Raw genomic sequence first — 13878 nt, 5'->3', positions numbered from 1 at the left:
TCTCAAAAACCGCTGGGGGCGACCCCGTGTGGGTTCGAGTCCCACCTCCGGCACCGCACCAGGACAGGCAAAACGACGACGCAGCGAGCGGCAGCCTCGGCCGTGGTCGGGTGCGGTCAGTGGCGTCAGTGGTGTACGAGTGGGGTACGCCGTCCCGAGAAAAACGGTAGTCTGCTATCCAAAGCCCAGGTAACGGGGAAGCGGTGCAACCGGTGTCGAGCGGTTGAAAACGCTCGTCGTCATGGTCGTGCCCGCTGAGGACGTCGACGCTGGGCCGAGCCAACAGGATCCGGATCGACTGCATCGACTCGAAGCTTCGGTGCTCGACCGAACTCCAGCGCGGATATGCCAATACGCGAGCGTGTATCGTGCTGGCTGGCTGGAGAAGTCCGTTTCCAGCCACTGTTATTGTGGCGACTTCTCGTCGTACGCAGCGACGGCCTTGCAAGACGAGTCCAAAACCGATGACGTGTCGTTCCCTAGGTCGTAGGGGTACCATCCCTGGCCGGGAAGGCCTGCCCGCACACCGAAAGACTCGAAGGACGGCCCAGCATCGCGCGAGCCGTATTCATGATTGCCGACCACCAGGCGCAGGCGATCCTTCAGCAGACCGCAAAGCGGATCGCAGCAGCGGTCGAACTCCTCCGGTGTCCCGCGCTCGGAGACGGTGTCGCCGAGCAAGGCGATAGTCCCTGATTGCTGCGCCAGGAATGCGGCGATCTCGTCGTCCTGCTTCGATCGGCACGTCGCTGCATCTTTTACTGGCCACAAGATGATTGGTCGAGTTGGCGTCACAGAGGTGACCCTGATCGCGTCGCTCGCGTGCGGCATGATCGTGGCTACATGGCCGGTGGTGCAGGCGGTCAGGCGACCAGCGCGATGGTCGAACACTGGAGACGAGTTCTCAGCCGGGCCGTGGTCAGCCCTCAGCCTGCGATCGGCTCGATGTCGAGCATGATGTCGTCGAAGCGGACATCGAAGGTACGACCCGTACCGTTCTCTCCCAGTTGGAAGCGTCCGATCGGGTCCGTTCCGAGATTGCCACTGATGAAGGCGATCTGTGCTCGATCGTACCAGAGTTCGACTGTCCCGCTGGTACTCACGACGACGTGCAGGAGCAGGGTGTGCCAGGTACCCGGTGAGACCGTGACGGTCGTCGTCGTGCTCTGCCCGGCAATGTCGTTCCGGAAGCCGAGCTTACCGGTACTCGAGATGAAGACGCCGCCGAGCGACGTTCCTGTCGAGGTGCGGAGTTTCAGGAGATAGACAGTGTTGGCACCTTGCGTAGCGACGAAGAAGCGCACGCGAACGTGGAGGTCGCTCACGGAGGCCGGAAGCGCGGTGATGGCGTAGGCGGGTGTGCCGCTGGTGGAAAGGGCTCGAGCAGCATATGTCCCCGCATACGGATCGGTCGTCGTGAGCGTGAGTCCGCTCACGGTGGTCCAGGCGTTCAGGGTGCCGGACTCGAAATCGTCAGCGAAGAGCACGAAGCGACCGGTCGTGACCGAAACAGGATCGCTCTGGGCTGAGACATTCCCGGCCCGGTCGCGTGCAGCCACGGTATACGAGTAGGTCGTGTTCGGTTGCACGGCGCTATCGACATAATTCGTGATCTCACTGACCGAGGCGAGTAGCGTTCCGTCGCGGTAGATCTCGTAGCCGGCGATTCCGTTCTCGTCGCTCACGCTTTGCCACGTGATCGTGACTTGTTTGTCACCGGGCGTCGCGCTGACGCTGGTCGGAGTTGGGGGAGGCGTCACGTCGATCGTCCAAGCCCAGTTCGCCGGTGTGGGATCGACGTTGCCGGATGCATTGACTGCGCTCACGGTGAAGGTGTGTGCACCTTCACTGAGGTTGGTGAGCGTGAGCGGACTCGTGCACGGAGCGGCATCTGCTCCGTCCAACTGGCATTGGAAGGTGGCGCTCGGATCATCGGAATGGAAAGCGAAGGACGCCTGGGTGCTGTTGGTGAGGAGCGGCGGTGTTTCGGTGAGCACGGTTTCGGGGGCAAAGGACGTGACGGTGATTTCCCACTGGAAGGTCGCCGGTGTGGGATCGGTGTTGCCCGCGAGATCGGTCGCGGTGACGCTGAAGGTGTGCGTGCCGACCGCAAGTCCTGTGTAAGTGACCGGGCTCGTGCAAGTTTGCCAATCGGCACCGTCCAGACTGCCGCGGAAGGTGACGAGCTCGTCCGCTGTGAAAGCGAAGCTCGCAGATGTCTCGGTGGTCGTGCTCGGAGGTCCGCTGGTGATCGTCGTCTCCGGGGGAGTCGTATCGATCGGTGCGTCGATCGCCACCGTGTCAGCGACTACCTCATCGAAACGGATATCGAAGGTGCGACCGGTGCTATTCTCTCCGATTTGGATAGCTGTTACCTGGTTGGCTCCGAAGTTCTGGAAGCTCTGGTGAATGCGTGTCCCGTCGTACCAAACTTCGACGAAACCATCGGGTCCTGTGCGCACGTGCGTTTCGAGCGTATGCCAGGCGCCGCTACTCACGGTCGTGGTGGTCGACACCGCTTGTCCAGCGATGTCGTTGCGAATACCGAGGCGACCAGTACTGGTCAGGTAGACGCCGCCGAGCGAGTTCGTGCCGCTTCGCCACTTGACCAGATAGACAGGATTGTTCCCTCGGCTGACGAGCTGGAGGCGAACGCGGTAGGAGAACTCGCTGACGGGTCGAGCGAGATTCCCCAACGCGTAGGCGGGTGTGCCACTGGTGGAAAGGGCTTGGGCAGCGTACGTGCCCGAGTAGGGTGTGTCGGTCGTGATCGTGAGGCCGCTGACGCTGGACCAGCGAATGAGCGAACCGCTCTCGAAGTCGTCCTCGAACAGGCGCAGGCTGGGCGTCGTGACCGTCGCTGGCACCGAATCGCTCGAGACGTTCCCAGCGTGGTCGCGGGCGCGGATGGTGTACTGGTAGGTCGTCGCTGGCTGGACGGTCGAGTCGGTGACGCTCGTCACGGGTCCCAACTGCACAAGCAGGGTACCATCGCGGTAGACATCGTAGCCGGCGATCCCGCTCGCGTCGGTCACGCTCGTCCAGGAGAGGCTCACCCGTGTGCCGCTCAGCGCGCTCGCCGTGACGGTGCCTGGCGCAGGTGGCGCGGTCGTGTCGATGGTCCACGACCAACTCGCCGGAGTGGGATCGGGATGACCCTCACCGTCGATCGCGCGCACGGAGAAGGTATGCGGTCCCTCGGTGAGGTCGCTGATCGTCCACGGGCTCGCGCAGAGAACGGCAGGGGCGGCATCGAGTTGACACTCGAAGCTGGCCGCAGCATCGCTCGAGCTGAAGGTGAACGTCGCGGTGGTCTGATTGGTGAGTGCCGGTGGCGTGGTCAAGAGAGTTGTCTCCGGCGCGATCGGTGCAGTGATCTCCCAGGCGAAGCTGGCCGGCGTCGGATCAGCGTTGCCGGCTGAATCGATCGCAAAAACGCTGAAGGTGTGCGGACCAGTCGCGAGGTCGCTGAACGTGACGGGGCTCGAGCAGGTTTGCCAATCGGCACCGTCCAAGCTGCACTGGAACGTTGCTGGCTCGCTGGCAGTGAAGGAGAACGTTGCCGTTGTTTCCGCTGTCGATACCGGTGGTGTGCTCGTCAAGGTCGTGTCGGGGGGCGTCGTGTCCGGTGGCGGAGTAGCCGGAGGCGTGACGAGTACGTCATCGAACCGAACGTCGAACGTGCTTCCGGCCATGTGTTCGCCGATCTGAATCTGGCCGACACTGCTGGAGCCGAAATTCTGTGCTGCATCGATGAGCTAGTTGCCGTCGTACCAAAGTTCGACTCGACCGTTGGAGCCGGTGACGAGGCGAAGGCGCAGCTGATGCCAGGCGTCCAGGCTGACGGAAGCGGTAGTGGTGATGGTCGTGCCGGTTACCTCGTTCCGAAAGGTAAGACGGCCATTGGCAGCGATCTGAACGAAGCCGAGACCTCTACCAGTCGGGCTCAGCAGACGGACCAGCTTGATTCGCTGGTTGGTACCTCGTGCTGCCAGCAGGAACCACGTCTCGACCGTGACATCCGTTTTGGCGGACGGCAACAGAGTTCTGGCATAGGCGACAGTCCCATCTGTCGAGAGAGCACGCGCGGCATACTGCCCGCTATGCGGTTGTAACGTCGTGATCGTGAGACCCCTCACCGCGCTCCAGCGATCGAGTGTCCCGCTCTCAAAGTCGTCAGAGAAGAGCTCGATTATCGAGTTCGTCGTGATGCTCACTCGGTCGCTGGCTCCAGAACGATTTCCGACTGCATCGACCGCCACCACCTGGTAGGAGTATGTCTGGTCAGGATGGAGAGTGCTGTCAGTGAACGAGCGTGTGGTACCCGGAACGGTCGCGATCACCACACCATCCCGCAGGATCTCGTACGACGTGACGGCAAAGTCATCCGTTGCAGGCTCCCAGGAGAGCACCACCTGCTCACTGGAGACCAGGGTCGCGCGAAGGCCGGTCGGTGCCCTCGGCGCCATGGTGTCGTTGGGACCGTGGCATGTCACGGTGGTACTGTCGCGCACCTGCCCAGCCAGATCGACGAAGGCAAGATCAGCCCAGTCGGAGGTGAGCGAAGCGGTCAAGACACCGTACGCAGAGGGTGGCTGATCGAATCCCGCAGCGACCCGCGAGTCGCTCCGGGCGAACGCACGGATACCGTGCCCGCCGGTACCGATCACCAATTGAGTGATCCCGTTGGGGTGGGGTTGGCCGTTATGGTCGAGCGGCACCCAGCGCTGATAGTTATGGTCGTGGGCGACGAGCACGAGTTCGACACCGAACTGAAAGAGGAGTTCCCAAATCGGCTGGAGAGCAGGAGTGTCTCCCTGTGGGCCGAGACTGAAGCGCGGATGATGGAAGAAGGCGATGGTACAGGCATCGCGGTGCGCTTGCAGGTCGCGGAGCAGCCATTCGTACTGCGGTGTCCCCGGCCCGTATTGACCGAACTGGCTGGTGGAGTTGAGGGCGATGAAATGCCATCCTCCGGCGTCGAAGCTGTAGAAATCCGGCGGTGACTGCCAGTAGCGGACATAGCCTTCGGCGACTCCACCCTCGTACTCGTGATTGCCGATGATCGGGTTGGTGATCGAGCGGTAGGCCGAGAAAAGTTGTCCGTTCAGGCCGTAGTAATTGACGAACTCGGTGTAGCTCCCCTTCTCATAGAGATCGCCGAGATACAGGAAGAGATTGGGCGCTTGCGTGCCGATCAGTTGGGCCACTTGCACCGAGTACGTTCCGTCGTCACCCCCGTCCCCAACGGCGACGACGCGGAAGGGTTGCCCCTCGGGGGGAGTCGTCCCGCTCGTCGGTTGGAAGCCAGTGGGGATCGGTGGCGGAGTCCTGATGCCGTTTTGCAAGAACAGCGTGATGCTCGCCGGTGCACTGATGAATCCGTCGCTCATCACTGCGGATACGGCTAAGGTGTGCTGGCCATCCACCCACTGGTGGGTCGGGAAACGGAAGGTATAGGGAGGGAAGAACTCGGTGAGCAGATACGTGCCATCGAGCGAGTAGATCAGGCGTTGCACGCGAGGTGCTGCCCCGCTGGTCGTCACGCTGGCGGTGACCGTGATGTCGCCGGAAACGAGCGCGCCGCTCACCGGTTGCGTCAGACAGACCGAGACGAGGTACGTGCCGGTGGACGGGCTACTCGTCGTGCAACTCGCTGCTGCCGCAGGCTGTGGTCGTGCGCCGAACGTACCGGTGACGAGCGCGCAAGCGAGGAGAAGAGGCAGGAGCCGACGGATTCGTCGCGTCGAACGGATACGGATACAGAGCGGCTGCTCGCGGTCATCGCTCATGTTGGGGAATCCCTCTCGCCGGTGAGGCGACGTGACAACAGCTCCTCGCGCAGGTGCGCGGGTAGACTGGCCGCACCTGGCTGTGCTCCGCTGAGTATGCGGAGACATCATCGCCACCGGTTGTTCAGCCGGTGGCTAAAGTGCTCTCACCGAGTGCTCAGTCGACAGAATGCGAGGGTCGGCAGACGCAACGAGGAAAAGTGCCTGCGCATCGCTGACCGATCGTCAGCTGGGTCGAGGACGCTGTCGTGCTCAGTGCGTGCTTTCCACGGCACGGAGGATCGCGGCGGCGAAGTCGTCCGGGCTGACGCCTGGCGATTGCAAGCCGAGTGCGCGATAGACATCCCGAACGCGGGCCACGAGCTCCTCGCGGCGCAGGGCGAGGCCGCGGACAGCCTGCTCGATGGCTGCCAACCCCAGTGCCGGCAGGAGCGTGAAGTCACCGCTGATGCTGATATCGTCGATGCGGCCTCGGTGCGTCCGCACGATCACGCGGATGAGCCCGCCAGGCACCTTGAGAGCTGCTTCGTGCAAGTGCACATCGGCATGGATCTTGATTCCCGATGCGCGGAGCCCACCCTTTTGGTACAACCACTCTTCGGAAGCGAACCGCTCGTCGAGTTGAGTGGCCATCGCTTCTTCTTCCGGGGTCAGCGTGCCGAACTCGATTTCTGCTCCCAGTGCCTCCGCACAGCATTCCAGGTAGGTCTGCACGACAGCGTCGCGATCCGGGAGCGATCCGAGTTCGCGACGCATGGTGGTCATGTACTCCTCGAGGCTCTCGAACACTTTGTCGCGCATCTTCTCCGAGGCGACTTTGAGCACGCGCGCCATTTGCCGTGTGTCGAAATCGAGCATCAGGCTGCCGACGAGGATCTCGGCTTCCCCGATGCTCGCGGCACCTGTTCCGCCGATCTTCCGCCCCCGTACGTGGACATCGTTGATCGGTCGCCACGTCGCGTCGATTCCCCAACGATGGTAGGTCTCGACCAAGGGGCGGACGTACCAGGCAAAACGCTCTTCCAGGCGGAGCGGCACCAGGTCGCGCGGGAAGATCCACTGCGTGAAGACCTGGTGCTGATCCAGATAGACTGCACCTCCACCCACCTCGCGGCGGATGACCGGGAGGCCCACGCTCCGGCAGTAGTCGAGATCCACCTCGCGCTCAGCATCCTGATGGAAGCCGATCGACACATAGGGGGACGTCGGTGAGACGAGCAGGATGGTCGGTAGCGTGTCGGATCGGTAGGTATACCCGACGGCGTGGTAGACACTTTGGGAGCGGATCGGATCGACCAGACCGAGATCGACGACGCGGACACGCATGGTTTCCCCCAACGGTCACTCGGCACAGCGGAAGCAATTGAGATCCAGTTCATCGATCCGCGCACGATAGCGGGTGAACGCCTCCTCGCCGGTGATGAGTCGAGCGAGCTCCTCGGGGGCGAGCGGGCGGACGCGCACGAGCCAGCCCTCCCCGTAGGGATCGCGGTTGGCGATCAGGATATCGCGCTCGAAGGCTGCTTGGTTCGTCTCGAGGAGTTCGCAGCGGAAGGGAGCTGGGAAGGGGCCGACCCATTTCCCGCTTTCGATCGTGGCCAGCGCGCGCCCACGCTCGACGATGGTGCCAGGTCTCCGGAAGCGAATGGCCACGAGTTTGCCTGCTCGCGTCTGCGCCGGATCGGTCATGCCGAGCGTGGCCAATTCTCCCTCCCAGCGCACCCAGACGTCGTGCTCGACATCGTAGAGCAGGTCGAGCGGGATGACGCAGCCGCGATAGACGCGAGTCGTTTCGGCGAGGCTCACGAGCAGGAAATCCCTTCCTGTTCCAAGACCTTTCGGTAAGCTTCGACGGCCTCCGGACCGGTTACCAAGAGCTTCGACTCGTTTTCCCAATCGTCCGGGCGCAGGCGGGCGAACCACCCGGCTTCGTACGGGTCCTGGTTGAGGAGTTTGGGATCGGCGATGGCTGCGTCGTTGACTGCCACGATCTCACCGGAAATCGGGGAGGTCACTGGGCCGACCCACTTCCCGCTCTCCAGGGTTCCGGCGCTCTTGCCGCGCTGGACCTTGCGCCCCACGCCGCGCGGTGTCACGCTGATGATCGTCTTGGCAAGATGTTGCGCAACGTCGGTAATGCCGATCGTCACCGTCCCGTCCGGCTCGGGGCGCGCCCACACATGCTTCTCCGGCCAGTAATACCGGTCCTCTGGGATCGAGCAGCCGCGTACCTCAGCCATCCCTCGCCTCACTCCCCGTTTCATGCTCCCCACGGATATGGTGGAGGAGCAGGTCGAACAACACCAAGCGAATCTCGTACGCGTACTCGTCCAGGAAGCCTGGATCGCGCCGCGCCTTGCGCAGCGGTTGATCCCAACTCGCACCGCACAGCGGACAACTCACCGTCGCGATGGCGTATCCCGAACGTTCGTGCCAGCTGAAGGCGAGTCGGTCGGCATGCGACTCGGCCAGGTGTCGGTGAATAGTCGGCCGGTCACCCTCGAAATCGCAATACGGACAGCGCATGCTCACGACTGTGCGCTCCGCACCAGATCCAACCACGCGCCGATCTGATCCAGGGTGCACCGGATCAGTTCGTCCAGCCAGTCCAGGAGTGCATTCCCGAGCTCAGTGAGCCTGGCTGCTTCGCGCTCCAGCTCCAGTGCCACGAGTCCCGCCTGCGCGAGTTCGCCGAGACGCACGTGGAGCGCGATCCGCTCGAGCGGGAGCACCGCGGCGAGGTCTGCCAGTACGGTGGCTTCCTCCACGGACAGGTGACGCAGCAGGGCTAAGTTCATGGGGTCGCTCGCTGCACGCAGTGCCTGAAGCACGAGTGCTTCGCTGGCATCCCGGAGAACGCGCGGTTGCTCGATGAGCTGATCTAGCCAACCGGCGAAAGCTCGCTCTCCTTCCAGCCGGTCGAGTCGATCCAACGCCCGCGCGAGGACGCGGAAGCGCTGTGCGAAGGCACTGGCCAGCTGGTCAGAGCAACGCGCACTCACGAGCGTTCCTCCGTGGCGGCGAACACCGGTGCTTCCTCCAAGCCGACCGCATCGGCCACGAGCCGGGCAATGTCGGTGACGACGAGCCGACCTTCGTAGCCCGTCGTCTTGACTGCGTCGCTGTACATAGCCATGTCCTTCGGGCAGGCGACGACGAAGTAGCGGAGATCCTCGCCGAGCTGCACTGCTTCGCGGATCCGCTGCTCGCTCGGCCGCTCCTCGCCGTCGCTCCCCATCCAGATCTGACCGCCGCCAGCGCCACAGCAGTACGTGTTTTCCCCGTGTCGCGGCATCTCGCGAAGTTCTGCCCCGAGTGCCCGCAAGATGCGGCGGGGTGCTGCTGTGATCCGGTTGTAGCGGCCAAGATAACACGGGTCATGGTAGGTGACTGCCGCCGCGAGCGGCTGCCGGACGGTCAATCGCCCGTCTTCCAGGAGCTGTGCGAGGACTTCTGTGTAGTGATAGACCGGTACGGAAAAACCGAAGACGGCGTACTCGTTTTTGAGCGCGTTGTAGCTGTGCGGATCCGTGGTGACGATCGCTCGGAATTGCGCTTTTTCGAACGCGCGCAAATTCTGCTCGACGAGCAGCTCGAACAGCCCTTCTTCGCCGACGCGTCGGACGTCGTTCCCGGCATTGCGCTCGTCCTCGTACAGGAGGCCGAAGTCCAGGCCGGCCGTGTGGAAGAGCCGCGCCACCGTCTTGGTGTTCTCCTGCATCCGCGGGTCGAAGGAAGCGAAATCACCGACGAACCAGAGGTATTCGACCGGCTCCTTGCGCGCGTCCTTGATGGTGAAGGGAAGTTCTTTGGCCCAACGAGCGCGTTGGCGTGCCGGTTTCCCGAACGAATTGCCATAGCGTCCGAGACTCTCCAATGCTGCCTGCAGGCTGGGATCGAGCGGATCTCCCTGGTTGACGAGAGCACGCCGGATATCGACGAGATCGAGCATCGGACGGTTGCCGACCGGGCAGATCCGGACACACGCTGCGCACGTCGTGCAGGCCCACACTGCTTCCTTTGAGGTAGCGATCTCGAGCAAGGGTGGTGAACTCGTCCCACCAGCGAACGCACGCAAATTCCGGTTCAGATAGTAGCGCTTGTTGATCTCCAGTGCGGCAGGACTGAGTGCGCGTCTGGTACCGTGTGCCGGGCAGACGTCCTGGCAGCGGTTGCACATGATGCAGGCGTAGGCGTCGAGGATTTGGAACCAGCGCAGCTGTTCCAGTCGCTCGCTCCCCAGCTGGCCGTCGCGTGCGACTGGTGGCTCGAGCTGCCCCAGTGGACGTTCCTCGCGCAAGATCAAGTTGAGCGGAGCCATGAACAAGTGGATGTGCTTCGAGTAGGGGAAATAGGGCAGGAAAGCCAAGATCAGTCCGAGGGCGAGCCACCACGTCACGTGGCTGGCCAGGGCGAGCGTTTCGACTTCCCACCCGGTGAAGAGTCGAGCGACCAGACTGGCCGTCGGTTGGCTCCAGTCGGAGTGCCTGCTTTCGGCGATGCGCACGGCTTGCCCGACCCAGCGTGAGCCCACGTGCAAGAGGATGAATCCACCCACGATCGCCGAATCGCGCGCGATCCCGAACCGAACGCTCGGGAGGAGCAAGACACGCTCGTTGAAGCGGAAGGGTCGCAAGCCGAACCGGCGGAACAAGAGCCCGATCATGCCGACGAGCGCTGCTACGCTCAAGAGGTCGGCGACGAGATTGTAGGCTCCGGCGATGCCGCCCCGATGCAGGGTCGTGAAGCCGGTGAATCCCTCGAGGATATCGAGGATATTGACCAGGCCGTAGAAGACGAAGGCAAAGAAAATCCCGGCATGCAGCAGGCTCACCCAGGGACGCGCTCGAAAGATCGGCCGTTGCAGGAGGATGTCGATACTGACCGGGACGACGCGCCGCACGAAGAGCGACCAGCGGGGCCGACCCTGTCCGCGGCCGATGGCCCGCACCAGGCGCGAGACACCGTGTGCGGTGAGCAGGAGCGAGACGAGAGCCAGGAGAAGGAACGCGATCCGTTCCGGTGTGCTGAGCACGGGATCAACCCTCCAGTCGCTCCAGCAGCGCCTCGGTGACCTCGAAGAGGTCGGCGACGGCTCCGTAATCGGCGACGGTGAAAATCGGAGCCTTCGGATCCTTGTTGACGGCGATGATCAGCTCGGCATCCTTCATGCCTTCCAGATGCTCGGGAGCGCCGCTGATCCCGAGCGCGACGTACAGCTTCGGCTTGACCTTCAGGCCGGATTTGCCGACTTGTCGCGAGCGCGGCAGCCAGCCGGCATCGACCAGCGGGCGGGATGCTGCCAGCACGGCGCCGAGCGCCTGCGCGAGCTGTTCGGCCAACTCGAGGTTGTCCTTGCTTTCGATCCCGCGGCCCACCGCCACGATCTTTTCGGCTCGTGTGATGTCGACGTCGGCTGCTTCCGGTCGTTCCAGCGCGATGACGCGGCTACGCAGTTGCTCGAGTTCAGCCGGTGCCGGCACGCGCTCGATCGTTCCTGGTGCGCCCGGTGATGCGGTATCTTGTGAGAAGGCACCGGCGAGCGCGCCGATGATCGCAGGTCCGTCGCCCAACGCTACGTCCGCCAGGATCTTGCCGCCGAAAAGCTGGGCGGTGGCGATCCACTGTCCATCGCGTGACTCCAGTGCCCGGCAATAACTGACCAGCAGCCAGCCGAGACGAGTTGCCACCCAAGCAGCGATGTCCATCCCGAGCGACGTATTCGGCACGAGAGTCAGCTTCGGTGGAACATCGGCCAGCAGTGCGGCGAGTGCCCGCGCTGCAGCCTCCGGGGCGAGAGAGCGGAGCGAAGGGTGTTCGAGGACCGTCACCCGATCGGCTGGCAGGCGCTCGGCGAGCTGCATGACTCCTGATCCCAGCAAGACTGCGTCGACCATCGCGCCGTCCACGTCCGCGATGCGGCGAGCGACGCCGAGCAGTTCGTAGGTCACATCGGTCGGTTCACCGTCGAGGTGCTCGACGACCACGACGATTCGCTGGGCCATCGTCCTCCTCCTCGCTCACAGCAGTCCGCGGGCGCGCAACAACTCGATCATTCGCTCGGCGATCTCCGCTGCGCTTCCGGTCAGGAGTTCGGCTTGGCTGGCTTCTTCGGGTAGACGCAGACGCTCGACCGCGACACTCGGTTGGGCGGGGAGTTCGACTTCGATCTCTTCGATCGTCGCCTCGCGCATCACTTGCCGGACGCGGCTGACCGGGACATAGCGTGGCGCTTGGCGAGCCGCTTGAATACCGAGGATGGCGGGAGGTTCCAGTTCGAGCAGCAGGGTCATCCCGCCCCAGAGCTCCTTGCGAGCCTTCAGACGGCCATCACTGAACTCGGTGCCGATCACCACACTGGCGTGTGGCCAGCCGAGCAGTGCGGCGAGGGTCGGTGCGAGTTGCCCGTCCAGATCGTCCGGTGCCTGCACGCCGGTCAACGCGAGGCGTGGCGCCAGATCGCGCAGGATCGGTGCCAGGATCTCGGCTGTCGCACGGGTACTCAGCCAGGTCTCTTCGAAATCACCGACCAGCTTGATCGCGCGCTTGGCCCCCTTGGCGAGCGCCGTGTACAGGGCTTGATCGAGTTCCCCCGTGGTATCGATGCCGATGACGATCACCTCGTCGCCGCTGGCGTCGGCCAGCAGCAACGCCTCTTCCAGCGCGTGGTCGTCGTACTCGTTCAACACGTAGGTTACGGTGTCGCGGTCGAGTTCGTTTCCCGAGGGGGCGATCGCGAGTTCCTCGACCACGTCCGGCACTTGCTCCAGGATCACCGCGATCGTCATGCTGTTGCCTCCCCGATCATCCCCATCGCTTCGGCCAAAAGCTCAGCGATATCGCGGACACGCAAGCGGCCCTCGTTTCCGGTCGACTTCACGGCATCCTCGAAGCGGGAGACTTCGTACGGGCAGCACACGACCAAGGTGTCGGCACCGGTGCTGACCGCTTCGAGCACGCGCTCCTCGGAAAGGCGCCGGCGCTGATGGCCAGCCGCGAAGCTGTCCAGCCACATGCCACCGCCACCACCGCCGCAGCAGTAGGAGTTCTCGCGACAACGCAGCATCTCGACGAACTCGATGCCGGGAATCGCCTGGATCAGTTGCCGTGGTGCCTCGTATTCGCCGTTGTGACGACCGAGGTAGCAGGGGTCGTGGAAAGTGACGCGGTAGGGCAGTGGGCGAACCAGGAGCGGCTGCAGACGCGAGAGCTCGCGGGCGAGGAGCGTCGTGTAGTGCCACACGTCGTAGTGTCCGCCGAGTTTCGGATAGTGCTTGCGGAACGCGTTGAGGGCATGCGGATCGGTCACGACGATGTGCTGAAACTCGTACTTGGAGAGGGTACGGATGTTCTCCTCGGCCAGCATCTCGAACAGCCCGCGCTCACCGGCCAGCCGCTGCGAGTCGCCGGCACACTTCTCCTCGCGACCCAAGATGGCGAAATCGAGTCCGAGCGCGTGGAAGATGCGGGCCAACGCGATCGAGGCGTCGATCCCGCGCGGATGGTAGGAGGGGTAGCACTCGACCCACCACAGCCACTCGACCGGACGCTGGATCTGATGCAGGATCGGCACGGGTACGCCGGCGTCCTTGACCCAGGCTTCTCGCTTGCGGGCCGGTTGCCCGAGCGGGTTTCCGTATTTGGCAGTGTTCTCGAGTGCCTCCTGAAGTTCGGCGGGAATCGGGCGTCCACTCAGCATGGCGTGCTCGCGGGCCGCGGGCATGATCTGGATCATATCGACCTGCTTGGGGCAGACGCGGAGACAGTTGGCACACGTGGTGCAAAGCCAGAGGTCGGGCGAATCGAGGAGGTCGATCCCGGTCTGCGCCCGACGGTACAGCTTGCGTGGCCCATAATCACCGACCACGTCGACCGGGCAGACCGGCACGCACTTGCCGCACTGGTAGCACCAGGCGAACGATTCCCCGCCAGGCAAGCGAGCGATCTCTTCGATCAGCTCGGGGGTATAGTCCCAGATGACGCGTTGGCCGAACATCCGGTTCCAAGGACCGGAAATATCGACCCCTTCGACGATCGCGGTTTCTCGCTCCCAGACTTCCTGCACCTTTTCCAGACTCGGATCCAT

At 63.5% G+C, this 13878-nt stretch carries 12 protein-coding genes; all 12 read right to left on the bottom strand.

Annotated elements, in window-relative coordinates; all coding sequences use genetic code 11:
- Nucleotides 1–405: 405 nt before the first annotated feature.
- Nucleotides 406–795, bottom strand: coding sequence for a hypothetical protein (locus tag ACWIVK_RS09965; protein WP_448576517.1), 390 nt, complete (start codon nucleotides 793–795; stop codon nucleotides 406–408).
- A 131-nt stretch (nucleotides 796–926) separates the two neighbouring features.
- Entirely contained in the window at nucleotides 927–3695 is a 2769-nt protein-coding gene (locus tag ACWIVK_RS09960) for a rhamnogalacturonan endolyase family protein (RefSeq protein WP_448576516.1), read from the bottom strand.
- A gap of 63 nt (nucleotides 3696–3758) precedes the next feature.
- On the bottom strand, nucleotides 3759–5792 hold the full coding sequence (locus ACWIVK_RS09955) for an Ig-like domain-containing protein (protein WP_448576515.1): 2034 nt from the start codon (nucleotides 5790–5792) through the stop codon (nucleotides 3759–3761).
- A gap of 252 nt (nucleotides 5793–6044) precedes the next feature.
- Nucleotides 6045–7118 (bottom strand): lipoate--protein ligase, encoded by a 1074-nt coding sequence (locus tag ACWIVK_RS09950; protein WP_448576514.1) that lies wholly within the window; start codon nucleotides 7116–7118, stop codon nucleotides 6045–6047.
- A gap of 15 nt (nucleotides 7119–7133) precedes the next feature.
- Entirely contained in the window at nucleotides 7134–7598 is a 465-nt protein-coding gene (locus ACWIVK_RS09945; RefSeq protein WP_448576512.1) for a glycine cleavage system protein H, read from the bottom strand.
- Nucleotides 7595–8032, bottom strand: coding sequence for a glycine cleavage system protein GcvH (gene gcvH / locus ACWIVK_RS09940; protein ID WP_448576511.1), 438 nt, complete (start codon nucleotides 8030–8032; stop codon nucleotides 7595–7597). The genes ACWIVK_RS09945 and gcvH overlap by 4 nt, the downstream gene beginning before the upstream one ends.
- Nucleotides 8025–8324: a hypothetical protein gene (locus ACWIVK_RS09935; protein ID WP_448576510.1), complete on the bottom strand. Its 300-nt coding sequence runs from the start codon at nucleotides 8322–8324 to the stop codon at nucleotides 8025–8027. The genes gcvH and ACWIVK_RS09935 overlap by 8 nt, the downstream gene beginning before the upstream one ends.
- Nucleotides 8321–8794 carry a hypothetical protein gene (locus ACWIVK_RS09930; RefSeq protein WP_448576509.1) on the bottom strand — a complete coding sequence of 158 codons (474 nt, stop codon included), beginning with the start codon at nucleotides 8792–8794 and terminating at the stop codon, nucleotides 8321–8323. Before ACWIVK_RS09930 ends, ACWIVK_RS09935 begins: the two co-directional genes overlap by 4 nt.
- Nucleotides 8791–10827, bottom strand: coding sequence for a heterodisulfide reductase-related iron-sulfur binding cluster (locus ACWIVK_RS09925; RefSeq protein ID WP_448576508.1), 2037 nt, complete (start codon nucleotides 10825–10827; stop codon nucleotides 8791–8793). Before ACWIVK_RS09925 ends, ACWIVK_RS09930 begins: the two co-directional genes overlap by 4 nt.
- Before the next feature lie 4 nt (nucleotides 10828–10831).
- Nucleotides 10832–11797 carry an electron transfer flavoprotein subunit alpha/FixB family protein gene (locus tag ACWIVK_RS09920; RefSeq protein WP_448576507.1) on the bottom strand — a complete coding sequence of 322 codons (966 nt, stop codon included), beginning with the start codon at nucleotides 11795–11797 and terminating at the stop codon, nucleotides 10832–10834.
- 15 nt (nucleotides 11798–11812) lie between these two features.
- Nucleotides 11813–12580, bottom strand: coding sequence for an electron transfer flavoprotein subunit beta/FixA family protein (locus ACWIVK_RS09915; RefSeq protein ID WP_448576505.1), 768 nt, complete (start codon nucleotides 12578–12580; stop codon nucleotides 11813–11815).
- Nucleotides 12577–13878, bottom strand: a complete 1302-nt coding sequence (locus ACWIVK_RS09910; protein ID WP_448576504.1) for a (Fe-S)-binding protein — start codon at nucleotides 13876–13878, stop codon at nucleotides 12577–12579. Before ACWIVK_RS09910 ends, ACWIVK_RS09915 begins: the two co-directional genes overlap by 4 nt.

Source organism: Thermomicrobium sp., assembly GCF_053493975.1.
Note: the sequence above shows the minus strand (reverse complement) of the source record. Positions and strands in the feature narration are given on the sequence as shown.

What these genes read in the sequence shown, in the direction of transcription:
- gcvH (WP_448576511.1), bottom strand. Translation starts at nt 8,032, where the DNA reads ATGGCTGAGGTACGCGGCTGCTCGATCCCAGAGGACCGGTATTACTGG.
- ACWIVK_RS09960 (WP_448576516.1), bottom strand. Translation starts at nt 3,695, where the DNA reads ATGGCCGGAAGCACGTTCGACGTTCGGTTCGATGACGTACTCGTCACG.
- ACWIVK_RS09920 (WP_448576507.1), bottom strand. Translation starts at nt 11,797, where the DNA reads ATGGCCCAGCGAATCGTCGTGGTCGTCGAGCACCTCGACGGTGAACCG.
- ACWIVK_RS09950 (WP_448576514.1), bottom strand. Translation starts at nt 7,118, where the DNA reads ATGCGTGTCCGCGTCGTCGATCTCGGTCTGGTCGATCCGATCCGCTCC.
- ACWIVK_RS09910 (WP_448576504.1), bottom strand. Translation starts at nt 13,878, where the DNA reads ATGGATCCGAGTCTGGAAAAGGTGCAGGAAGTCTGGGAGCGAGAAACC.
- ACWIVK_RS09915 (WP_448576505.1), bottom strand. Translation starts at nt 12,580, where the DNA reads ATGACGATCGCGGTGATCCTGGAGCAAGTGCCGGACGTGGTCGAGGAA.
- ACWIVK_RS09955 (WP_448576515.1), bottom strand. Translation starts at nt 5,792, where the DNA reads ATGAGCGATGACCGCGAGCAGCCGCTCTGTATCCGTATCCGTTCGACG.